This window comes from Candidatus Bathyarchaeia archaeon (genome assembly GCA_038873195.1).
GTDB lineage: Archaea > Thermoproteota > Bathyarchaeia > Bathyarchaeales > Bathycorpusculaceae > DSLH01.
Genome location: JAVZEV010000001.1, coordinates 150,285 through 173,081, shown reverse-complemented (window position 1 = coordinate 173,081; position 22,797 = coordinate 150,285). Strand labels below are relative to the sequence as shown.

The following is a 22,797-nucleotide window of genomic DNA, read 5'->3' as shown; positions in this document are numbered from 1 at the left end:
TGTGCTGCTTGAGTGAGGAAGAAGTTGTTGAGGTTGGGCGTGTGACTCACTTTTTCCCAAAAATCAGCGTGGCTGTTGTTGAGCTTACTAAACCCTTGTCTGTAGGCGATACCATACTCATTAAGGGACCCACAACAGATTTCGAACAAGTTGTAGAATCCATGCAGATTGAGCATAAGAACGTTCAACAAGCCAAAGCAGGACAGAGTATAGGTTTGAAGGTTGCAGAGCGAGTCAGAGAAAAAGACACGGTATACAAGAAACTTTAGCATTTCTCCTCTTATTTTTCCATTCATTAATCTCTCATTCAACAGGTTCTTCCCAATCTGTTTGACACCCACCTTGAGGAACTAAAATTATAACTGTCCCGTCTGGCAGGGGCATTTGCGGATTTTCTCTTGCATTCAGCAATTGTGATTTCACGTATGCTTGAATTGCAACTTGCTTGTAGAATCTGTTTTCGAGTGAGTGATAAACCATTTGAAGTAAGCTTTTACGCTTTTCTACCGGGAACTTGCCGCATTTTTTCTTTATTTCTTCATCAGCAGCGTTGATAGCGTTGATGGTAGAAGCGCTATCTTCTAGCGTGAGTAGAAAACCGTTTGGGAAAATCTTGCTGATTTCGTTTTGGCGAACAATCAAAATAATCCTTTTCATACACAATCGATTACCTTTGCGTCATTATGGAACCATAATCCTTTTGTTACGCTTTCCTAATGTTTTAACGCCTCAAGTCGTTTGTTAACTTTTTCCAGTCGCTTTGTTAATGCTTCTTTGTATTCTTCAAGCATTTTGATTTCTTCGTCAACATCCATTAGTGGCATGTGATAGCCCATGCAGATTCCGTGTTCGTGATGCCCATGATGATGCCCGGTTCTATAACAGCATTCTCCACACATTCACTTTTCACCTCCCGTTTTCTTTCGCAAAATGTTCTTCATAGAAGCGTGCTAAGTCGTCGAAAAGCAGTTTTCTCTGCACAATTGATTTGAGCCCCATTCTGAGAGCTTCCACGCCATTTTTGGTTACTTTGTAAACGCGTTTGTCTGGACCGCCTTCGGTTTTCTCCCATTTGGACTCCAGCAAGCCTCTTTCTTCCATTCTTCGTAGAAGTGTGTAAATGGAACCTGGTTCAAGTTTGTGGCATCCGCAGCTTCTTTCTTCGATTTCTTCTAGAAGTTGGTAGCCGTGCATTGGTTTTTCGTAGAGTATTCTTAGCATTAGGAATTGTATCCAGCCTCGTTCTGGATAGTCATGTCGGCAATGACATTGGTTGGAACCGCACATTGTTTTTGCCTCTTGTGTGCTCGGAGCACGTATATAACAGTGTTACATATATAACTGTTACTCTCAACAAAATATGCAGCGCAAGGCAAACCACACAAAAGATTCTTTAACAATCAACACCATAGATTAAACAGAATCACTATGAATAGCGAAGTTGTCAAAGTCAAAAGTTGGGAAGAATTCAAACGTTTAGTCATGGAAAAAAAGCCCAGCTCAATTGTTTATAACATAGAACAGAACGGTTTGTCTCCGGCAAGAGAACTTACAAATTTGAGACTAATAATACCGTGCAAAGAATCATATTACGTTTTTATCGATTTTTGCAAAGGAGACAGATTAAAGGAAACAGGTATATCTTTGAGTAGAGACAAAACGGGAAACCGCTACATTGACGAAAAAGACGTGATACAATTCCTAAAAAATCAGTTTGGAGAAAAATTGGCAATCTGTTCTTACTGGACCATCTGACGTTTCTTTCTTGGAAAATATTTTCTTGTTCGCAAGCCAAGTTTAACGACTGAGAGCATCAAAGGCACTTCCAATAACGGACCTATAACTGTAGCTAATGCTGCTCCAGAACCGATGCCATAAAGGGTAGTTGCGACGGCAATTGCGACTTCGAAGTGGCTACTCGACCCTATAAGAGTGGTGTCAATCACTGTTTCATAGGCCCAACCTGCAAAATAGCCTAGAAGATACGTCCACGTAATCATTATCGAGTAATGCAACAGATTAGGAGCCGCTAAATACGCGACGAGCAAAGGATTGTTGAGCATTATTTCTCCTTCAAACGAGAACAACACGATTAAAGTTGTCAGGAGGGCGATTATAGATATTTTTCCAACAGAAGGAATGTAAGCGTTATTAAACCACTCTTCCCCTTTCTTCTCAATAATTACTTTACGAGAAACCGCTCCAGCCGCTACCGGCAAAGCAATAAAAACAAGAACGCTTATGGCGATCAAGTCCCATGGAACTGGAATGCTACTTACACCAAGGTAAAAGGCTGCCATTGGAGCATAAAGAATAAGCATCAAAAGCGCATTAACAGCAGTGTTTATCAGCCCTTGCGCCATGTCGCCTTTTGCAAGAAACATCCACCACATGACCATTGCCGTGCAAGGCGAAAGACCGAGCAGGATTATTCCAGCCTTATGTAACGGGTCAACTAACATTAAATTTGCAAGCAACGTCATCAACGGTGGAGCTATGAGCCAATTTGCAATGATTGTGACGAGTAAGGGTTTGGGTCTTGTCGCCGCCTTTTTTACGTCGCTGAAACGGATTCCCAAAACAGTCGGATACATCATAAAAAATAGAAGAACACCTATTGGAATTGATAACTGTCGGAACTTGAGAGAATCCATAAACTCTCCAAACTGCGGCAGAAACCTTCCTACGAGTAAACCAACAACTATGCATATAGCTATCCAAAGGGTGAGATACTTCTCGAAAATTCCAAGCTCGGCTTTTCTAGCTGATGTAGGCTCTTTTGCAGACTCCAATTTTTACCCCCTCCAATTAAAGGAAATTACTTCACGATAAGCACGCTAACAGGCGAGTCGTAGCATATCTTGTTACAGACGCTTCCTATTAACCACGCATGGACAGCGCCTATTCCTCGACTTCCAACCACCACTAAGTCAAATTTTTCGTCTCTAGCCATGTCTGTGATGACTTTAGGAGTGTTGGGGTTCAAAACTGAGACAAGATTAAACTTAACACCGCTATTTTCTAGAATGTCTTTAGCCTTATCTAAGATTTTTTGGCTCACTTCTTGACCAGTAGGAGCATGATAAACATTCACTACGGTTACCTTCGCAGAAAACTTCTGTGCAACCTGAATTGCTTGTTTCAGAGCTTTTTCCGCATACTCTGAACCGTCAACACCAACCAATATCTTTTTCAAGTGATGTTTCACCGTGAGCTAAAAAAGGAACATATTAAAGTATTTAAATCTATTGTTACAATTCTCTAGAAAATAAATAATCAAACATGTGCTTATTGCATAACATGGAATCTGCGCAGATTTTGAATTAATCTCGGGTCAGCTATCATATAGTAAACCCATTTGCCTTCTTTTCTACTCCTTACTAATCCCACATTTTCCAATATTCCTAAGTGGTGAGAAGTCGTAGGCTGTGTCAAGCCCAGCGCAATCATAATTTCGCAGACACACATTTCCCTAACCTCTAAAAGCTTCAAAATTCTTAGCCTAGTCGCATCACCTAACGCTTTGAAAAATTTGCTTTGCTTTCCAGCTTCTTCTGCATTTGCAATTTCGTTCGCAAGCTCTCTAAGCTCATCAGCGTATTTCAGTGGGTCATCATAGGGACATATTCCAGTGTTTACAAGCCGCTTAAGTCTTTTATCAATTTTTATTTTAGACATTTCCACCGTGATAATTTAACAAAACAAAATATTTAAATATGTTTTAAATTCGCGGTTTTACTTCAGTTTAATAGGGCTCATCATCTGTTCAATTTGAATTCTAGTTGCGGCATTTTCTTTCAAACTCAAGGGAGAACAGTCATGTAACGATTTCTCGCCGTTCAGGAGCTTTGCCGCAAAAGCGAAGCACCCTTGCTCTCCACATTCTTTGCAGTTGGTCTTTGGAAGTTTTTCGTAAATCTTCGTGGGGTTAAGCTCCTTCTTTGACTCTATCAACTTTGGTTCAGGTTTTCCGTGGATTTTCAGATAGACAAAGGCATGGTTTATGAGGTTTTTTGCTTCTTCTATCAATTGTTCCGCTTCACTTCTGTCTTTGACATAAGTCATTCCGATTCTTCCAGTCGAAAACATTGTTATCAAATGTTGCTTGTACCTATAGCTTAAAGCGCCAAGTTTTTCAGAATATTTCGCGTTTGGAATTGCAAGGTAAAGAATAGGAAGCACATCCTCAAGAGCCTTATCAGCTTGAGCCAAAAATTTAATCCTTTCAGGGTCAGCAGTGCAAGGCGTTATCTCTTTTATCTCAATTTTCTTAACTAAAACCTCAGGAAACAAAAGTTCCATGAAATCTTTACCGCTCATCTGTTTTCTCCAGAATTGATTTTATGATTAGTTTTTTGGCTTTGTTTATGTCTTCTTGACTGATGTATTTTTCAACTCCTAAGCCTTTGCCGATGTCGGTGTGCAAAGCCACTTTTTTCATGCCGATGTCTCTGACCAGCACGATACTTCTAGCAATTTTAAAGCCAGCATTTTCTACAGTTTTCTTTGCACACTCAAAAGGACAACCATCCACCGTTATGATTTTCTTCGCAGCTTTAGCCTTTCCCAAGACTGGTTTCACACCTAACGGCACAGAAGGCAAACAGCCAATAGCCACTTTCGCCAAGCCAAGCTCCTTTACAGCCTCCAAGCACGCTAAAGCGCTTGTTATTCCGGTGTTTGATAAACCGCCAAAACAAGAGAATAGTATGGTCTCATGTGTTGGCATTCCTTCTTGCCATTCTCCCTCTTTCGACATTTTCCATTTTCGCCTCTTACTAAACTATCTGTTCAATAACACGTTTCGAAAGCGCATCCACCAAGTCTGCGGTAATAGCGTCAATTATATGAAAAACTTCTGGGTCAGTAACTGAATAAAACCTTCGGTTTCCCTTCTTTCTATGCGTTACAAGTCCGCAATTTTTCAGGATTGCCAAATGTCGGGAAACAAGAGGTTGCGCAATTCCCAAGTGTGGAATAATTTCGCACACACATCTCTCGCCATTGCGTAAGCACTCCAGAATCTCAAGCCTAATTGGGTCAGCGAGTGCATTGAAAATTTTAGCCTTGAACTTGTTTGTGTTTTTTGTTTGGGGATGCATGTTTAAAGCAAAGTCCATAGCAATATTTAAATATTGTTATGTTTCTCAATAATCAAGCAAGGTGAGAACATGAAGGAAGTAAAAGTGGAAGTTATCGGACCTGAACCGCCGTGCATGCGGTGTCAAGCGGCAAAGAAGGTAGTGGAAAAAGCTGCTGAAAAACTAAAGCAGTCGGAAATTAAAGTGGAGATTAAAAAGGCTAACATAATGTCAAAAGAAATAGTGGGCAAATATGGCGTTCTGGTTTCTCCAGCCATAGCCATAAACAACACTGTAAAAATTATGGGAAGAATTCCAAAAGAAGATGAAATTGAAAAATTGATAAGAGAAACCGCAAAGTAGAGCCGGAAAGATTATGGACGAAAAAACAGTCAGAAGTATTCGAACAGCAATACTCTTGCTTTTTGTATTTACAGTCATCGGCTTACTAATCTACAGTCGTATAATGGCTTATTCGCTTGCGCCAACGATGAAGCCAGCTGATTTTCACGGTCTAGCCATATGGGAAATCCCGATTGCATATCTTATCGACTACTTCAGCCACGGATGGATATGTCTTCTGTTCGCGTTTGTTGCAGCTGGGCTGGTTTACGAGTTTGTGCCGAAAGAGGCAATAACAAAATATATGGGCAGCGGGAAGGTCGCGGGGTATGGGCTTGCTCTTGGAATGGCGCCTTTCTTGACCGTTTGTTCATGCACGATGGTTCCGTTGTTTGCGGGTGTGCTCTTCGCTGGAGCAGGAATCGGTCCGGCCATCACCTTTCTGCTTATGGCTCCAGCTGCTAACATATTGAGTATTCTATTAACTGGAGAGTTAATATCTTGGGAACTTGCTGGAGTGCGCATAATAGCGTCGGTTGTTGTTGCTTTAACTGCAGGCATAATAATGTCGAAGACTCCGTGGGGAAAGGCAATAGAAAAGGAACATCAACTAAACGCTCCGACTGGCAAAGCATCAGTCGAAGTAGTTAAGCTGCCATTAGATGAAAGACTTTGGGCATCATTAAAATTTGCGGCGTATTTGGCAAAGCAAATTTTGCCCTTCTTTATCGCGGGCTTAATTGTGGTTGGTTACGTGGAAGCTTACCTGCCCGAAGACATAGTTGGCACTTATCTGACAGGCGTAACGGGCGTGTTTCTTGCATCCGTTATTGGCGGACCATTATATACGCCAACATTGGTCGAAATTGTTCTTGGAAGAGGAATGTACGCTTTGGGCATGTCAAAAGGTGCGTTGCTTAGTTGGCTTATGGGACAGCCATATGATGTTGCAAATGCTTTGGCTGTTTCGCGAATAGCCAAGTGGAAAGTTGTTTTAACATACATACTTATTGCTTGGGCTGGCAGTGTAATATTCGGGTTGTTATATGGCTTTTTAAGTGGGTCGCTGTAGTCTATGAAGGGCGAAAAGACAGAAAAGAAATCCTCATGTGCGTGCACGCAAGCTGCAGTAGATGTTTTGAAATCGGTTTCGCCGATAAAAGAGGGAATGCTTAAAGAAGTAAAATGCAAAGAGTGTGGAAAAACTTTTTTGGCAAATTTTGAAACGGAATACTGCTTTGATTGCCGAAGAAAATCCGAGAAGGGTGAAAAGCCTTAATGGCAAAATCTTCAATGCCGTGGTATCCAACAGTTTTTACGGAAAAATGCGACGGTTGCGCCAGTTTCGGTAAGCCCAAATGCGTAGAATTTTGTCCTAATGGCGTTTTCATTTTTGAGAATGGGAAAGCTGTTGTTGCTTATCCGTTTAAGTGCGTAAACGGTTGCACGGCATGTGAGCCATTGTGCCATAAAAAAGCGATAAGTTTTCCAAAAAGAGAATTTGCCTTTGCTATGGTTAAGTCTGGAGATAAGGGGCTGTTGCGCAAAACTACTTGCGCCAAGTGTGGCAAAACTTTCTGGACTAACAGAGAAGCCAATATTTGCATGGACTGCGAAAGCAAAAGATAACAAACTTAAAAGACACGACATACAAAGGTAAAGTGCGAGTGAAGAAACGTGAAAAAAGTTCTTTTCGTTTGTGTTGAGAATGCCGGCAGAAGCCAAATGGCTGAAGCCTTTGCGCATCATTATGGAAAAGGCAAAATTGAGGCAGTAAGTGCGGGAACAATGCCTTCTAAAGAGGTTAACCAGGTTGTTGTTCAAGCCATGCGTGAAAAGGGAATTGACATATCACGAAACAAGCCGAAACTTCTTAGCACAAAAATGGTTCAAGAAGCAGATATGATAATTGTTATGGGATGCGGTGCCGAAGGTATATGTCCAGCGCCACTGCTGAACAAGGTAACTGATTGGGAGCTTGAAGACCCGAAAGGAAAGCCTATAGAGAAAGTTCGTGAAATCAGAGACGAGATTGAAAGAAGAGTTAAAAAGCTTGTCTTGAAGCTTTCTGAAGCTTAGACCTTTGAGAACGTTTTTCCCTATTTAATGAAGCGTAACATGTAATCGTTCACTGTTTGCAGAAAAGCTTCTTCCAGTTCGATGCCGTAATGCTCAGCAAGAACAAAAATAATGTATAACAAATCAGAAAGCTCCGTGGCAAGCATTTCTTTAGTCTTCGGCTTTTCCGGCGGCTTATAACCTTCTAAACCCTTAACTACAGCGGCTACTTCGCCTGCTTCTTCCAGTAAATCAGTGACCATTACAAAGGGTGTCCAGTTTTTGCCTCGTTCTGGGTCGAGTTTATCGTTAATTTTGCGGAAGTTTTTCCAACAAAGATGCTGGGCGTCGCGTAGGGTTACAGACAAGCCGTTCACCGATTCACAATTGGGGAATGGGCAAATTAAGATTTTGGCAAGTCGCTGTGTTTCTGTGAGTGCGGACTGCTTACATACAAAACCTTACCATGTTAGCAGGCGAGTTGCTTTTTGGAATGACTGATGCAGTCTAAGCTAGGCTATCGTTTCACAGCATTCGCAGTGGTTTCAATGTTTTTTCTATTGCTTATCAGTTATGCTGCGCCTACGGCAAACTATAACTCACACAGCGACGACAGCAAATCTACCTTTACGTTCTTCGAAGATTACGAAGGCTGGATACCTAAAGGTTATGAGCGATACAGTGAATTTTCGATAAACGCATCGTTAACTGCTGAAATTGTTGTGGGAGTTGGCGAAGAATATGAAAATATCCAAGAAGCTTTGGATGCTGGTTTTTCTTGTATTTATCTCAAAAAGCAAAAGTTCTACGTCACAGAGTCTATAATTCCGTTGAAAGAAGATTTTTACATAATAAGCGACGGTGCCGAAATAGTTGCTGTTGAACCGATGCTTGCGATTTTCGACATACGTAATGTAAGATATGCACATTTAGATGGGTTGTTCATTAATGGTAATGGTTTAGCTGAAAAATGCATAGATGCCATGCGCATGCCAAGTCAAGTGCCTGTTCATCAAATTAGGAATTGCAAAATTTGGGGTGCCAAATTCGCTAATATAGACTTAACAGGTTGCGAAGACACGTTGCTTTTTAACTGTTGGATTGATGGAAGAATAACCAACGACGCTTCAGACACAGTAACAGAGTACGGCGTCAAAATTGGCGACGCTGGTGAGGGTTATAGAACGGGTGGTCAAATAAACCTAATCCATTGCTTGTTCGGTTTTCATAGAAAAGCAGACGTATACGCGAAGAATGTGGCGGAGTTGAAATTGGCTAATTGTCTTTTGGCAAGCAAAAGCGTGTGGAGTGATGAGTTGGAAGCGCACATTGTTGTTGGAGGTGGAACTGGAGAAAACGCGCTTTTGCCAGTTTTGGAGTTGACGAATTGTTGGGTGGAGAATGGTTTAGGCGATGATGCTCCAAACATACTCGTAAGGAATCGGATGATTTCAAAGCTTACTGTGGTAGGCGGCATGTTTTACACGGATAACAGTCCAAACATTTACAGTCAATTGAATCCATGTGCGGAAACTATAACGTTAATTGGAGCATTATTCGAAAACAACTTCAACTATGATGGCTTTAATGTTGTGGCACCTACACAAAAGCTGGTTTCAATAGGAAACACGTATAATTGGCATGGGATAGATAAAACAAACGTTGTAACATACTTAATTTTCGATAAAGACGACGTGCAAATAGAAACAAACATTACAAATCAAACAAATGAATCATAGGACTATTTCATATCTTTTCGAAATCATACCTTGAATTTTGCTTGTTTTTAAGCTCTCTGCGGAAGTTATACCCCCTTATAAATACGTTGAAACTGTGGTAGACTTTACGCTAGAATTTTTCTATTTGCTTAATAAGAATTAAAATCAAATTCGCCATAAGTGGAGATGTCTCCCGCATAGCCCCTCTTTTTCAAAAAATGCCTAAAAATGTGTTTCAAGTCTACATAAAACGTGAATAATCCTCTTAAAAACGAGGTAACATTAGTTCAAATTCTCAGGATTTGCCCGTACTAAATTTCTATAAAAGGTACTGCGACATTTTTCTTTCCTGAAACTGTGCTAGGAATCTCTCTCTGACTTTTATGAAGATAAAAGGTTCTGATATTCTGTATTCACTTTCTTGTATTTCTCTTGAATGATGTCGCTGATTTTTCGCCAATCTTCAGCTATTTTTGGCCAAAATTGGCTTGTCATCACCTGTTTCGTTATATAGTCTTTCATAGGCTTTTCTCGTTTTATTGTCCTTTGACGCCAATTAATACTAATGAGCCCTGCACGTCTTAGATGTTGAATGTTATGGCCTACTTGGTCCATGTCGAAAGGATAGCTTACGCCTCGTGTTAGATCAGCTAATAAGGAATCGATGGAAATCTCGTCTTCAGCACGCAAGCAGATTATGGCCACCATATCCTGAACAAGTCTTGCGGTCTTGCTGAAGTAAAGTCCAGCTCGTCTTGCCGGAATCAAAACTTGCTCCAAGCGGTAAGCATATCGTTTATAGAACCACTTTTTGACGGTTTCAGTTAACACTAAGTAAGCGCCAATCAATGCCGCTAAGACTAGGAAAAACGTGAACGGTGGTTGCACAAAATGGAATAATTCGCCTAAAGGCGTGAATGGCAGTATCAATGCAAAGCCAACGATGCTTAGGCTGCTTAAAAGTAAAAGTCTGCTTGGTTTGCTCTTGTAGAAAGGCGTTCTTCTTGTTCTTATGACAAATATGACAAAGGTTTGTGTACATAAAGACTCGAGAAACCATGCTGTTTGAAACAGAGGCTCAGTTGCGTTGAAAACAAGTAGCATTATAAAGAATGTTAGGAAGTCAAAAATGGAGCTTACCGGTCCTAAGAATATCATAAATCTCCTTATGAAGGAAATGTCCCATCGTTTGGGTTTTTCAACATATTCTGGATCTACATTGTCGGTGGTTATGGTGGACTGGGAGAAATCGTAGAGTAGATTGTTTAAGAGTATTTGTATCGGAAGCATGGGCAAGAATGGCAGAAAAAGGGATGCTCCGGCGACGCTGAACATGTTGCCGAAGTTTGAACTAACTCCCATCATGACGTATTTCATAGTGTTGCCGAAAGTTTTTCGCCCTTCTAAAACGCCTTCATCAAGAATTCTCAGGTCATTCTGCAGCAGTATAATGTCAGCAGATTCCTTGGCTACGTCCACAGCGTTATTTACTGATATGCCAATGTCTGCGGTCTTCATTGAAGGCGCGTCGTTGATTCCGTCTCCTAAAAAGCCAACCACATGTCCGTTGTTTTTTAAAGCATTAATTATTCTGTCTTTTTGGGCTGGTGTCACTCTCGCAAAAACGTTTGCTTCTTCAACAACCCTAGAAAGTGCATCATCATGCATCTGAGCAATTTCACTTCCAAGGACAACTCCTTTGATTTCAAAATCTAAGTGCGCACATGCTTTCCTTGTAACTAATTCATTGTCGCCGGTGAGGATTTTTAGTTCTACTCCCGCCTTGCTTAATAACTGCAAGGATTCCCGCGCTGTTTCTTTAGGCGGGTCAAGAAACGCCACAAAACCTAAAAACACCATATCGCTCTCATCATTCACAGAGTATACGGGTTTCTCTTCCTTGAGTTTCTTGTAGGAAACTGCTAAGACTCTGAACCCTTCAACACTCAAATCATAGTATTTCTGATCAATTTTTCTGCGAAATTCGTCTGTTAAATCAGAAATCATGCCGCCATGTTCACAGTAAGAACATACTTTGATTATCTCCTCAGGGGCTCCTTTAGCAATAAAATATCGCTGTTTTTCATACTCAACAACGACAGAAACTCGCCTTCTTATGAAATCGAATGGAACTTCATCGATTTTCTGGTAATCTTTCACATCGATGTCTTTATATCCAAGTATAGCCTCATCGAGTGGACTTTTCAATCCTGTCTGGTGATAGCTGTTCAGAAATGAGTACAACAGCACCTTTTCATCATCATTTCCTTCCATATCCACATGCAATACAAGCTTTATCTTGTTCTCTGTGAGCGTACCTGTCTTATCGGTACATAAAACATTCATGCTTCCGAAATTCTCGATAGCCGCTAGGCGCTTTACGATAACGCCTTTCTTAGACATTGCAAGAGCTCCTTTGGAAAGGTTTACGGTGATAATCATCGGTAGAAGTTCAGGCGTCAAGCCAACAGCCAAGGCCACAGCAAAAAGGAGGGACTCCAAAACGTCACGCTTGTAAAGTGCGTTTATGAAAAAAACAAACATCACCAGAAGGAAGGTGACTTGCATTATTAGAAAACCAAAACCCTTGATTCCCCTTTCAAATTCTGTTTCAGGTTCTTTTTCGACAAGTCTTTTAGCGATTTTTCCATATTCTGTGTGACTCCCAGTTTTCAGCACAACAGTTGTTGCTGTCCCACTTACAACTGAAGTCCCCATAAAAAGGCAGTTATTCCATTCTGTGGGCGCTGTTCCCTTTGCCTTTATTGGTGTAGATGTTTTTTCTACTGGAAATGATTCTCCCGTTAACGCTGACTGATTCAAGAATAGGTCTTTTGCAGCGATGACTCGTGCATCTGCAGGCACAATGTCTCCAGCCGAAAGATATATGATATCGCCTGGAACAATCTCGGAAAGTCTCACTTCTTGTTTGGCGCCGTCTCTGAGAACCGTCGCAGTTGTGGTTACTTTTTCCTTCAGCGCTTCTGCAGCTTTTTCGGCTTTTGATTCTTGGTAAAAGTCAAGTATAACGCTCACGAAAACAATAGAAAATATAATTGCAACGTTTATAATCTCTCCAAGAAAACCCGCAATTAACCCTGCAATCAATAATATAATTATCAAAGGACTACGGAAGTGAGAAAGAAAATTGATAATAGCTGTTCTCTTCTTTCTTTTGGCAAGTTCGTTGTAACCATATGTTCTTAGGCGTTCTTCCACTTCTTCTGAAGAGAGTCCAGACATGGAAGTGTTTAAACGAGCAAGAAGCTCATCAATTGGTAGACTTAGAAGCTCTTCGGTGTTTGGCAGAGCCCAGCTCGAAACTTGGCTTACACTTAACCTCTCTACGTTTTGATTCTTCATCATCTCCGTCCATTCCTCTTAAATAACTCTCGAGCTGAGCGCCCATACCGCTATAAACCAGCACATTCTTAAAATTGTTTCCGCAATTTTGCATACGACAAAAGCAGCACAATCGCACTTTAAGGAGACACAATCAAGAAAACGAAAATTTAAACCTTCTTCAAAAAGCAAAAATAACCGCCATATAAGGGATGCAATAAAAAACTATGGGATTATTTCGCATCCGTTGTATTTCATGAATTCGAAGTCTTTTAGGCTTACGCTTCCATTTTCAATAAGCCCTTTAATTCTTGGCATTTCATCAGTTATTGCGTCCACCAAATTCTTCACAGTGCCGCACACTAAACGGTAAGCTTCACTATTCCACCTTTTCGTAACATTCGCATACAAACAACGACCTCCACAAACCCCGTAAATCTCACATTTGGTGCATGGTTCACCAACAAAAACCCGCGGCAACTTCAAAGGCTCCGCACTGCTAATATGCCCTAAATAGTAGTTTTTCATTCCCCACATCGTCGGACAAGGAACAATAAACCCATCCGTCTGAACCGCATAGTTAATCCATCCTCCACCACAACGCAACAAACTCGCCTTTTCATCAAACAAAAACGAATGCGCAACGCCCAAAAAAGGATAAAGCCGCAAAACACGTCCAGCCTTCTCCATGTGATCAACCCAAAACTTAACAAGCATACGAACCCCAGGATTATAGCTTTCTTCGCTCCATTTCTGAAAGTTTCTCCGCGCAAAATCGCTGCTCCAGAAACCCGCGTTTAATTGCCAATGCACAGAAGAAAACGGAAACTCAGCATTATCCACAAGCCACCTAACCTGCTCATAAATGTCCGTCTGCTCCATAACCGTCATACGCGCAATCAACTCACCCCCAAAACCATTCCGCTTAATCAGCCGCAAATTTTCAATAACTTTCCGAAAAACGCCCTTTCCCCTGTAAAAATCCGTTAAGGCTTCGTCGCCATCTATCGAAACAAGAATAGTGTGAAAACGATTAACATAAGAAGACCCCAGCCTATCCAAAAGCAAACCGTTCGTCTGAACCATAAAATACTTAGCCTTCACACAATCCATAATCCGCTTAATATTATCAACGCATAACAGTGGTTCTCCACCATAAAAAGTCAAAACGCAATCAGGGTCCTTCTCACAAAAACTCTTCAAAACATCCACATCATAACTCATCTTTTTCGGCAAATGATAGTCAACCTCAAACCCAGAAAAATCGTCAACGACATCCTCAACCGCCTCACCAAAACAGTACCTACACTCGAGATTACACTCATTCGTTAATATCACATGAAAGAACGTAGGCTTTCCCTCAACCTAACCATACTTTTCCTTAATCTTCTTCGCCTTCTCAACGTATTCCTTAAGCTCTCTCTCCTTAATCTTCTTTTCAGGCAAAGTCTCAGGAGCATACATCAAAGGAATAACCGCCAAAAAAAGAAAGAAACTCGCAAAAGAAAAAGCCGCAGTAGGAGAAATAGCACCAGCATAAGGACTAATTAGTATAGATACAAAATTCGCAAGAAGAAAAGGAAGACCACCCAAAGCATAAAACTTCTCCTTCACATAACCTTCGCCAAGATCCCCCCAAATAGCCATAAAGAAAACAGAAACAAAAAGCCCCCATGTTATGCCATCAAGAGTCATAAACAAATACAAAGTAGCTGGAGAAGAAGAAAAAACACTCAACGCTGCATACTCAATACCTAGCATAACAAAGCCCGTAATAACCACACGTTTTCTTCCAACAACATCCGCAAGAACACCACCAACAACCGCAAAAATTCCTATAAAAACATACCCTACGATCCCCACAAAAGCAAAAGATTCCACACCAAACACCCTTTCCAAAATTGGCGTTTCTGCAAAATTTATGAGAGAAAACATTACCCAAGGAAACAAATACAACAATACCTCTCTTTTACGAATTAAGTTTAAGTAGCTCGTGGATTTTTGTTCACCTAACAGCTTTTTCTGTCTAGTTAAAAACAGAAAACTAAAACCACCAAAAAGTCGCCAGATTGTCAGCATGATAATTGCTTCCCACTGTCCAAGCATATTCATTAAAAGAGCCAGAGATAATACAATAAATCCCACACCACTCCATGTTATTCCGCCTATGAAGCCACGATTTTCAATACGTATTGACTCGGCAAAATAACTTAAACAAGAAGGCAATCCTAAACCAACCGAAATGCCCAAAAAAAGAGCAACCAAGAAATTGGCTAACATATCATTACTAAAAACTGTAATTAAAAGTGATGTCGCGACTGCTCCCATAAACAACCACAAATATAGGAATTTCACACGAGCGCGTGGAAAAAATTTCGAACCAAAAATTGCCGAAGTTGCAACTCCTAAAAAGTACAATGCGAACAAACTAAATTCTTCTGTTGCAAACAATTTCAGGTCGGTTATAACCATGTCAAAACTAAAATAAGTCAATACGTACCATACAAAACTGTTATTCACTAGAAAAATCGCTGGTGCAGCATCCCGCCAAGCAATTTCCTTTCTAATCGCGCTCATTGAAACCATAGCACAACTCACCAAAGAGTGTGGTTTTTAAAGATAAAACTCTTCTTAATCACCATTCTGTATTCTTGTTCAACAACAAACCTTAATAAGTAGATATGTTCTACAATAATACGTGAGGGGAATAAGATGAAGAAGGCAGCAGTTAAAAGAGCAAAGAAGAAAGATATGCCCGTCAGAATATACGCTTAAACTTATAAGTCTTCAAGCATAAAAGACAAAAAAGTCTGAAGCTGACTTCTTAGTTTTGGATTAGGTAAGCACTTAGCAAATTTAGACCCTTCTTCTATTAAAGCTTGCATTTTCTTCTTAAGCTTCACAACAGGCGTCGCTTCAAGAGTACACTCAACCAATTCATTAACATCGTTCTGCGATATCTTCGGTTTTGAAATAACCGTATTAACTTTTCCCTTTGCCTCCGGATCTTGCATTGCAAATAAGAGTGGCACAGGCAGATCATGTACGACGATTCGTTGGCGAAGCTCCTCGATTTCAAAAACATCTATGAACTCTTCCCGAAGCAAAACTAATATTCCAAGAATTCTTCCTAGTCTAGCTAACTGCTCAACTTCCGCATCCTTTCCACCGCCAAACAAAGCCCCAAAATGCATATCCAACTCGATTCCCGCAGCCTTCATTCCGATAACCTTCATATAATCATCTGGCGCAACCTTTTTTCTTCCTTTTAAGCCAACCTCAATGGCGTGTCCATTGCCAACTTCAAACATTAATCTCTTAAGCGTATCAAGCGCTTCTTTTCCTTTTTCTTTTGGCAACAACATCGTTGAATCAACAAAAAGTTTGAAACCTTCTATTAGGAACGCATTGCCAAGAAGAAGAGCAATTTCAGCGCCAAACTTTCCATAAACAGTTGGTATCTTATGCTTAGCTTTGGATCTGTCTATAATGTCGTCGTGTATGTCAAATGCCGCGGCCATCATAGCTATCGCCGCTTGCGCCGACACAGCATCATCAATGTTGCCTCCCACCGCTTCACATGCCATCGAGAACAAGCCTGGATGCGTAAAGTCTTTCCAATGTGTAAGGTAGTGCTCAAGCGCTTCACGTAGTATGGGATGCTCCATTCTCTCTGTTTGCATTATTTGTTTTGCAAATTCAAGTCCTTTTTTGCTTCGCTTCTCTAAGTCGGCAACTATAATTTTGCCTAATTTCTTTACCATACCCTATTCTTATTTGCCTAGTTGTTTAAAAGATTTGATTAGGTTAAAATGCGGTAATTCACTGCTCGTGTTTTATCCGGATATTTGTTCTTTCAACACGTCATTATACGCTTCTACATATCTTCTTCCGTTTTTAGCTATTGCATAGACTTTTCTTGTTCTTCCACCCTGTTGCTGTTTTTGGCTTGTTAAGAAACCCTTTTGTTCTAAAGCGTTAAGCAGTGGGTATAACGCGCCGTGTCTGAGTTTTATGCCGAATTCAGCTTCCATTTGCTTTTTTATTCTGTAGCCCCACATTGGCTCTCTATCTATTAGTTTGAGTATTTGAATATCGAGCAGGTTTTTGGTTATGCGTTGAACAATTTCTTTTCTAAAGTCTTCGGTCAATTTTTCACTCTCTGGCAGTGTCCTGTTTAGGACTTGTTCATGTTTTGGCTTATTTAGGTTATGTAAGAAATTGAATAGTTCAATATGCCGCTGTTATGCTTTTATATGTCTGCGGTAAGCATGAACCTTTATATTTTCGTTTAGGCACTATAAAGACTTGAGATATGTCCTAAAATAGACATATTGTATCCGCGTCGAACACAAATACAAGAGGAAGGAAAAATGGTAAACAACTCACGAGAAGTCCAAACCAAATTAATGAAAGGACTCCTAGACCTAATTGTACTACAATTCCTAAGCTCACAGCCCATGCACGGCTACCAAATAATCACAAAAATCCGCAGAACCTTCGGCGTATACTTCGGACCAAGCACAATATACCCCTTACTAGGAACATTAGAAAAGAAAGGATACGTAAAAAGCGAATGGAACATGGACAACGAAAGACCAAGAAAAGTGTATAAGCTAACCACAGAAGGACAGAACCTACTGAACTTCACAGAAGACTCGCTTAACTTCATATGCAGAAAAATCGGCACGCCAGGACTGCCAAAAGGCGAACTTGGCGAAGAGAGCAATATCCAACCTGCACTGCGACCATTCCTAAAGAAAATCGAACACTCAAAATCGCTAATCTAACAATTACCACCGCCAACACCTCTTAATTTTCACACGAGAAAAACAAATGAGCATACGCCTTCTTCAGTCAAATTTTAGTAGCCTTTTTATCGTTTCCTTCTCTATCTAAATTAAGGATGCAATTTGGAAAAAGCAGACATTCTAATCCGCGATTGCACCATTCTTCCAATGAACAAGAAAGAAATAATAGAAAGCGGCGCCATGGCCATAAAAGATGGAAAAATAACTTTTGTAGGCAAATCTGCAGCAGCAACTAGCATAAAAGCTGAAAAAGAGATAGACGCGAAAGAAAAAGTTGCCATGCCTGGACTAATTAACTGCCACACACACTTGCCAATGACACTTTTTCGCGGAATAGCTGAAGACCAACCGCTCGACATTTGGCTGAAAGAAACCATTTGGCCTTTAGAAGCTAAACTCAAAGCAAGCGATGTTTACGCTGGAGCTCTTCTCGGCTGCTTAGAAATGATTAAGAGCGGAACAACATGTTTCGCGGACATGTACTTTTACGAGGACATGGCTGCAAAGGCTGTGGAAAAAAGCGGACTGAGAGGCGTTTTAGCGCAAGGCATAATTGAATCTGGACATAAGCTTTTGGGCGCAATAACGTTTAGAAAAAGCGTGAGTTTTGCTAAGAAATTTCATGGATACGCCAATGGCCGCGTTAGAACTATGTTAGGTCCCCATGCGGCTTACAGTTGCAGCTTAAATTTGTTAAAAAAGATTAAGGAAAAATCTACAGAATTGAACGTAGGGGTACAAATACACTTGGCTGAGTCGAAGGCAATGTTTAAAGAGTTTGAGAAGAAGCATGGGCTAAGCGAGGTTGAGTTTCTAGATAAAATTGGCTTTTTGAATGAGAAAGTCGTGGCTGCACATTGCATAGACTTGTCAGAAAAAGACATGCACATTCTTTCTGAACGGAGTGTCAATGTAGTTAATGCTCCGGTGGCTAACATGAAACTTGGGGAAGGCGCAGCGAAAGTGAAGGACTTGATGGATTTAGGTGTGAACGTGTGTTTAGGAACCGATGGACCCGCTAGCAACAACACTCTTGACATGTTCGAAACTATGAAAATTGCAGCTTTGCTTCAGAAGCACACTTACAGAAACCCTACAGTTCTACCAGCCTACGAAGTTTTGAAAATGGCAACAATAAATGGAGCCAAAGCCTTGGGACTTACGAAAGAAGTGGGTTCTATTGAAGTTGGCAAGGGGGCAGATTTGATTTTGGTCGACCTTTCGAAGCCTCACCTTAAACCCTTACATAACATTTATGCAAGCCTCGTTTACGCTACACATGGAAGTGACGTAGACACTGTTATTGTTGATGGAAAAATTTTGATGGAAAATCGACAAGTAAAAACTTTCGACGAACATGCTGTAATAGAAAATGCTCAAAAGATAGGTTTGGGGTTAGTTTCACGATAACTCTTATCTAAAAGTATCGTTTATTGTATCTGCTTCGGAGCATGACGTAGAAAGTGCCGCCAATAATCAAGATAGATAACCTCACCAAAAAATTCGGAAACATCACCGCAGTAGACCACTTAAACCTAGAAATCGAGGAAGGAGAAATCCTTGGACTCTTGGGACCCAACGGAGCAGGCAAAACCACAACAATTCTCATGCTTGCAACGGTTATACGTCCAACAGAAGGCACGGCGACAGTAGGCGCGTATGACATAAGAAAAAACCCAGACAAAGTTCGCGGATTACTAGGAATAGTGTTTCAAGAGCCAAAAATGCTCTGGGTCAGCACACCATGGGACATAGTAAATTGGCACGCAAAAGTCTGCGGATTGTCTACTGAAGAACGCAAACGCAGAGTCAAAGAAGTTCTAGAAGCCTTAGACATGTGGGACCACCGCCACAAAAACGTTCACGCGCTCTCCGGCGGAATGCGCAAAAGAGTCGAACTTGCCAAAGTTCTCGTTCAACGCCCCAAAATTGCAATTGTTGATGAACCAACAGCCCAAATCGACGTGGTAGGCAAACACCGCATATGGAACATGCTTCGCCAGTTACGCGAAGAAGGAACAACCATAATCCTCGCCACAAATGAACTCTACGAGGCAGATGTGCTATCAGACCGTGTGGCAATAATACACAAAGGCAAATTGCTCGTGCTTGACACACCCAAAAAACTAAAAGACAACATTCCAGGCGGCGACGTTGTAGACATACAACTTGAAAAGGAAACTCCGCCAAAAATTGTTGAACAGCTCAAGAAATTTAAGGAAGTCGTAAACGTTTTACAAGTTAAGCCTTCCAACATACGCGTCTATCTGAACCAAGTTGAGGAAGTCGTCCCAAGAATAATGAACCTATTCATGAAACAAAACATGCCAATAACATCCATCCGCATGAGCGAGCCAAGCCTCGACGACGTATTCGCACACTATACAGGCTTAACAATAGAAGAAGCCCAAAAAGGCGGAGAGTGAAAAAACACGAATAAAGTCCTCTTAGTAGTAGAGAGAGACATCCGCATATTCTTCCAATACAAATTCCTAATCATAATGCGGCTAATATGGTTCGCATCACAAATCGCACTGTTCGGACTAATCGCCTCACGCATGATAAACGTTCAAGCCGTGCCAGACTACTTTCGCTATTACGTAGCCGGACTCTCTGTGATGACGCTATACTCCGCAGCCATTTTCATTGGATTTGACATCTACGAAGAAGCAGAACACGGCGTCTTCGAATACCTTCTGAGCCTTCCAGTCTCAAGAAGACAGCTGGTTCTCGGAAGATCAATAGGCGGAGGACTCAGATCATTCATTTACGTTGGACCAATGATAGCAATATCATTGTATGTCATAGGCGCCATTAACCCGCTTAATTTTCTCGTAGCCTTGTTTGCGCTTTTCCTGTTCTCTTTTGGAGTTTCTGGAATGAGCATTACAATCGCTGTGATGATAAAATCCAGTGATCGCTTCGATATTTTGATGGGTGTTTTGGATGCTTTAATTGTTCGCTTGAGCACGGCTATGTATCCCTTAGCGGTTGTGCAAGCAGCTAATCCCTTTTATGGTGGAGTTGCAAGCTTCAACCCTGTTACTTTCGCTGCAGACTTATTCCGCTGGGGCACAGGCATTGAGTCGATAACAACTCTTGATAATCCTTTGTTGCCACTTCTGGGCATAATCGCTTTTTTTGCATTTTTCACTTTCGTAGGCATAATAATCTACGACAAGCGTATTGAAGGAGGCGGTTGGCAATAATGAAGGCAATTCTATACTTGCTGGAACACGATTTCAGAAACTTCTTCCGTTACAAATGGTGGCTTGTAGGCTTAATCAGCATGAACCTAGCCGACTTATTCATAATGGCAATCGTTTACAACTACATGATAAGCGGCGCAGTAGCAAGCGAAATCAAAAGCTACTTCAACTTCTTCGCGCCAGGACTCGCGGTGACTGGATTGTTTGCTTCCGCTTTTATGATTGGACGCGAGATAAACATGGAACGCCGAAGAGAAGTGCATCATTACATGCTAAGTTTGCCAATGACTAGGCTAGAGCTTGCCATAGGACGTGTACTTTCAGGTGGTTTGCGCGGAATGCTATACATGTCTCCGCTTTTACTCACGTGCTTCATATTTTTAGGTTTTCCAAACGTGTGGCAGTTCTTCCTAATCTTGGCTGTTCTGTTCTTGTTAGCCGTGGGAATTTCAGGGTTAAGCATAGCAATTGCGGTTTCCACTTCAAGTCTTGAAAAATTCATAACTGCGAGAGGTCTAGTTTACTACACTCTCTTCTTCTGCAGTAGCGTTTTCTATCCGCTTTCGCTTATCCAACAGCTTGGACAAGACGGCAAATTCCCCATGCCGCTGGTAACACTTGCGGAAATTAATCCTCTTAGCAATGCCTCAGACATGATTCGCAATTTCCTTTTGGGCTATCCACCCTTCGCTTTTACTTCAATAATAAACGTTTTAGCTTTTTCCGCAATTTTCACGTTGGGAGCAGCATTTGCGTACATGAAAATAATAGAACGCGCTTGAATTGTAAAAGTTAAATTTATGAATGGGAACAACGTATCTTCTTTCCTTCCCTCTTAAAAGCTAAGGTTTGAAGGTTAACTCTATGGATGAAGTGGCGGCTATCTTTGAACCGCGAAAAGTCGTCCTAATAGGCTCAAGCGTACTCCAAGAAAAAGTGGGCATGACTTCTCCGCAACTTTTCAAAAGTGTAACCTATAACATGAAGAAATTTTTCAACGGAAAAATCTACATTTTGGATATGGATGGGAAAATTGGCTATAACAAACTGGAAAAACTGCCCGAAGTTCCAGAGCTTGCTGTTGTAATGCTTCCGTCGAAACAGTCAATAATCTACGTTAAAGAATGCGCCAAAAAAGGCGTCAAAGCGTTTGTCTTGATTACCGGAGGATACAAGGACGAACAGCGTCAACAGTTGCTCAAGCTCAAACAGAAATACAAAGTTAGAATTTTGGGACCGAACACTATCATGGGCGTAATAAACACAGCCAACGGTTTGAACACAACCTTCGAAAGAGACACCATGCCCAAAAAAGGAAAAATTGCAGTAATTTCACAAAGCGGTGGAGTAGGCGCTTGCATGCTTGATTGGGCATGCTTCTACAACATCGGCATAAGCAAATTTGCTTTCATGGGAGACAAAATAGACGTGGATGATGTTGACCTGCTACACTATTTAGGGAAAGACGCAAACACGAAAGTAATATGTCTATACATGGAAGGAATAAAGGATGGAAGAAAATTCATAGAAGAAGCAAGAAAAATCGTCAAGAAAAAACCAATACTAGCCTTAAAAGGCGGAATCACACAAGAATCAGCACACAGAGCCAAATCGCATACCGCTTCAATTGCGGGAAAAGACGAAATTTTTGACGCCGCCCTAAAAAAAGCGGGAATAATAAGAGTTGACGACGTTGAGGAGTTGATGAACGCCGCTATAGCGCTTTCAAAACAGCCGTCCATGCACGGAGACAACGTAGCAATCGTGAGCAACGTTGGTGGACCAGCAATTTTGGCAGCAGACGCCGTTGCGAAAAACAATCTTAAACTTGCAACATTATCAGAGAAAGTTAAAAAGAAAATTGAGACGTTATACCCGGGTGTAGATGCCTCTAACCCAATTGACATGATAGCTGACGCAAGAGCGGAAAGATACGCGAAAGTACTTGACTTAGTGCTTGCAGACAAAAACGTGGACGGTGTCCTAATAATAAACATGCTTAAATCTTGCTTCTTTGAGCCGAAAGACGCTAAGGTCATACCTAAAATAGCTGCAAAATATCCAGGCAAGCCTGTTGTGGATGTGCCAGCAGGCGGAGAGGATTTTGCACTTGTATACAAAGTTTTAGGCAATACTAGTATACCATTGTATAACTTGCCAGAAAAAGCTGCAAAAGCTCTAAAAGTTTTGAGAACCTACGGCAAGATTCTCGAGAAGCATTAAATATATCTCTCTA

28 protein-coding genes and 1 pseudogene are annotated in these 22,797 nt (G+C 41.1%); 14 read left to right on the top strand and 15 right to left on the bottom strand.

All coding sequences use genetic code 11. The features are described from left to right. Positions 1-8: 8 nt before the first annotated feature. Complete coding sequence (locus tag QXW63_00905; GenBank protein MEM3460459.1) at positions 9-269, top strand: translation elongation factor-like protein; 261 nt, start codon at positions 9-11, stop codon at positions 267-269. A 34-nt stretch (positions 270-303) separates the two neighbouring features. On the opposite strand, the gene QXW63_00900 is transcribed toward QXW63_00905, so the two are convergent. The 3 genes from QXW63_00900 to QXW63_00890 are packed head-to-tail and all read right to left on the bottom strand — an operon-like array spanning position 304 to position 1,287. Continuing rightward, entirely contained in the window at positions 304-657 is a 354-nt protein-coding gene (locus QXW63_00900; GenBank protein MEM3460458.1) for a hypothetical protein, read from the bottom strand. Positions 658-713: 56 nt separating this feature from the next. Then, positions 714-899: a DUF5320 domain-containing protein gene (locus QXW63_00895; GenBank protein MEM3460457.1), complete on the bottom strand. Its 186-nt coding sequence runs from the start codon at positions 897-899 to the stop codon at positions 714-716. Between the two features lie 7 nt (positions 900-906). Beyond that, the gene (locus QXW63_00890; protein ID MEM3460456.1) at positions 907-1,287 is read right to left on the bottom strand and encodes a PadR family transcriptional regulator; all 381 of its coding nucleotides are present in this window, start codon (positions 1,285-1,287) and stop codon (positions 907-909) included. A gap of 141 nt (positions 1,288-1,428) precedes the next feature. Here QXW63_00890 and QXW63_00885 point away from each other — a divergent pair, with 141 nt between their 5' ends. After that, entirely contained in the window at positions 1,429-1,755 is a 327-nt protein-coding gene (locus QXW63_00885; protein ID MEM3460455.1) for a hypothetical protein, read from the top strand. Here the strand turns inward: QXW63_00885 and arsB are convergent. The 6 genes from arsB to QXW63_00855 form a co-directional block, all read right to left on the bottom strand. Next, positions 1,740-2,792: an ACR3 family arsenite efflux transporter gene (arsB, locus tag QXW63_00880; protein MEM3460454.1), complete on the bottom strand. Its 1,053-nt coding sequence runs from the start codon at positions 2,790-2,792 to the stop codon at positions 1,740-1,742. The two genes, QXW63_00885 and arsB, sit on opposite strands and share 16 nt — an antisense overlap. A 26-nt stretch (positions 2,793-2,818) precedes the next feature. Then, a complete protein-coding gene (locus QXW63_00875) occupies positions 2,819-3,196 on the bottom strand; it encodes a universal stress protein (GenBank protein ID MEM3460453.1) in 378 nt (125 codons plus the stop codon). Positions 3,197-3,288: 92 nt separating this feature from the next. Continuing rightward, positions 3,289-3,678 (bottom strand): metalloregulator ArsR/SmtB family transcription factor, encoded by a 390-nt coding sequence (locus tag QXW63_00870; protein MEM3460452.1) that lies wholly within the window; start codon positions 3,676-3,678, stop codon positions 3,289-3,291. Between the two features lie 57 nt (positions 3,679-3,735). Continuing rightward, entirely contained in the window at positions 3,736-4,320 is a 585-nt protein-coding gene (locus tag QXW63_00865) for a (Fe-S)-binding protein (GenBank protein ID MEM3460451.1), read from the bottom strand. Beyond that, positions 4,310-4,759: a putative zinc-binding protein gene (locus tag QXW63_00860; GenBank protein MEM3460450.1), complete on the bottom strand. Its 450-nt coding sequence runs from the start codon at positions 4,757-4,759 to the stop codon at positions 4,310-4,312. The genes QXW63_00865 and QXW63_00860 overlap by 11 nt, the downstream gene beginning before the upstream one ends. 19 nt (positions 4,760-4,778) lie before the next feature. Further along, positions 4,779-5,120: a metalloregulator ArsR/SmtB family transcription factor gene (locus QXW63_00855; protein MEM3460449.1), complete on the bottom strand. Its 342-nt coding sequence runs from the start codon at positions 5,118-5,120 to the stop codon at positions 4,779-4,781. 51 nt (positions 5,121-5,171) lie between these two features. On the opposite strand from QXW63_00855, the gene QXW63_00850 reads away from it, so the two are divergent. The 5 genes from QXW63_00850 to QXW63_00830 are packed head-to-tail and all read left to right on the top strand — an operon-like array spanning position 5,172 to position 7,502. After that, positions 5,172-5,444 (top strand): thioredoxin family protein, encoded by a 273-nt coding sequence (locus tag QXW63_00850; protein ID MEM3460448.1) that lies wholly within the window; start codon positions 5,172-5,174, stop codon positions 5,442-5,444. Between the two features lie 13 nt (positions 5,445-5,457). Then, on the top strand, positions 5,458-6,495 hold the full coding sequence (locus QXW63_00845; protein ID MEM3460447.1) for a permease: 1,038 nt from the start codon (positions 5,458-5,460) through the stop codon (positions 6,493-6,495). A 3-nt stretch (positions 6,496-6,498) separates the two neighbouring features. Beyond that, on the top strand, positions 6,499-6,702 hold the full coding sequence (locus QXW63_00840) for a hypothetical protein (protein MEM3460446.1): 204 nt from the start codon (positions 6,499-6,501) through the stop codon (positions 6,700-6,702). Continuing rightward, positions 6,702-7,052: a hypothetical protein gene (locus tag QXW63_00835; GenBank protein ID MEM3460445.1), complete on the top strand. Its 351-nt coding sequence runs from the start codon at positions 6,702-6,704 to the stop codon at positions 7,050-7,052. The genes QXW63_00840 and QXW63_00835 overlap by 1 nt, the downstream gene beginning before the upstream one ends. 48 nt (positions 7,053-7,100) lie before the next feature. Beyond that, positions 7,101-7,502, top strand: a complete 402-nt coding sequence (locus QXW63_00830) for an arsenate reductase ArsC (GenBank protein MEM3460444.1) — start codon at positions 7,101-7,103, stop codon at positions 7,500-7,502. A gap of 20 nt (positions 7,503-7,522) precedes the next feature. Here QXW63_00830 and QXW63_00825 read toward each other — a convergent pair whose 3' ends face one another. Then, positions 7,523-7,858, bottom strand: coding sequence for a MazG nucleotide pyrophosphohydrolase domain-containing protein (locus QXW63_00825; GenBank protein ID MEM3460443.1), 336 nt, complete (start codon positions 7,856-7,858; stop codon positions 7,523-7,525). A gap of 123 nt (positions 7,859-7,981) precedes the next feature. Here QXW63_00825 and QXW63_00820 point away from each other — a divergent pair, with 123 nt between their 5' ends. Beyond that, a complete protein-coding gene (locus QXW63_00820; protein ID MEM3460442.1) occupies positions 7,982-9,220 on the top strand; it encodes a hypothetical protein in 1,239 nt (412 codons plus the stop codon). Positions 9,221-9,580: 360 nt separating this feature from the next. Here QXW63_00820 and mgtA read toward each other — a convergent pair whose 3' ends face one another. The 5 genes from mgtA to QXW63_00795 all read right to left on the bottom strand — a co-directional run bounded on the left by mgtA (position 9,581) and on the right by QXW63_00795 (position 16,692). Next, positions 9,581-12,565: a magnesium-translocating P-type ATPase gene (mgtA, locus tag QXW63_00815; protein MEM3460441.1), complete on the bottom strand. Its 2,985-nt coding sequence runs from the start codon at positions 12,563-12,565 to the stop codon at positions 9,581-9,583. 201 nt (positions 12,566-12,766) lie between these two features. After that, positions 12,767-13,879, bottom strand: coding sequence for a TIGR04084 family radical SAM/SPASM domain-containing protein (locus QXW63_00810; protein ID MEM3460440.1), 1,113 nt, complete (start codon positions 13,877-13,879; stop codon positions 12,767-12,769). 27 nt (positions 13,880-13,906) lie between these two features. Beyond that, positions 13,907-14,992, bottom strand: coding sequence for a hypothetical protein (locus tag QXW63_00805; GenBank protein MEM3460439.1), 1,086 nt, complete (start codon positions 14,990-14,992; stop codon positions 13,907-13,909). A gap of 326 nt (positions 14,993-15,318) precedes the next feature. Next, positions 15,319-16,305 (bottom strand): polyprenyl synthetase family protein, encoded by a 987-nt coding sequence (locus tag QXW63_00800; GenBank protein MEM3460438.1) that lies wholly within the window; start codon positions 16,303-16,305, stop codon positions 15,319-15,321. 72 nt (positions 16,306-16,377) lie between these two features. Then, a complete protein-coding gene (locus QXW63_00795) occupies positions 16,378-16,692 on the bottom strand; it encodes a PadR family transcriptional regulator (GenBank protein MEM3460437.1) in 315 nt (104 codons plus the stop codon). A gap of 222 nt (positions 16,693-16,914) precedes the next feature. Between QXW63_00795 and QXW63_00790 the strand changes: the two genes are divergently transcribed. The 6 genes and pseudogenes from QXW63_00790 (at position 16,915) to QXW63_00765 (ending at position 22,784) form a co-directional block, all read left to right on the top strand. Beyond that, complete coding sequence (locus tag QXW63_00790; protein MEM3460436.1) at positions 16,915-17,331, top strand: PadR family transcriptional regulator; 417 nt, start codon at positions 16,915-16,917, stop codon at positions 17,329-17,331. A gap of 123 nt (positions 17,332-17,454) precedes the next feature. Next, positions 17,455-18,762, top strand: a complete 1,308-nt coding sequence (locus tag QXW63_00785) for an amidohydrolase (protein ID MEM3460435.1) — start codon at positions 17,455-17,457, stop codon at positions 18,760-18,762. Between the two features lie 53 nt (positions 18,763-18,815). After that, positions 18,816-19,778, top strand: a complete 963-nt coding sequence (locus QXW63_00780; protein MEM3460434.1) for an ATP-binding cassette domain-containing protein — start codon at positions 18,816-18,818, stop codon at positions 19,776-19,778. Positions 19,779-19,805: 27 nt separating this feature from the next. Further along, positions 19,806-20,561, top strand: a pseudogene (locus QXW63_00775) (ABC transporter permease). Continuing rightward, the gene (locus tag QXW63_00770; GenBank protein ID MEM3460433.1) at positions 20,561-21,343 is read left to right on the top strand and encodes an ABC transporter permease; all 783 of its coding nucleotides are present in this window, start codon (positions 20,561-20,563) and stop codon (positions 21,341-21,343) included. The pseudogene QXW63_00775 and the gene QXW63_00770 overlap by 1 nt, the downstream one beginning before the upstream one ends. Positions 21,344-21,425: 82 nt before the next feature. Next, positions 21,426-22,784: a CoA-binding protein gene (locus QXW63_00765; GenBank protein MEM3460432.1), complete on the top strand. Its 1,359-nt coding sequence runs from the start codon at positions 21,426-21,428 to the stop codon at positions 22,782-22,784. Positions 22,785-22,797 lie beyond the last annotated feature (13 nt).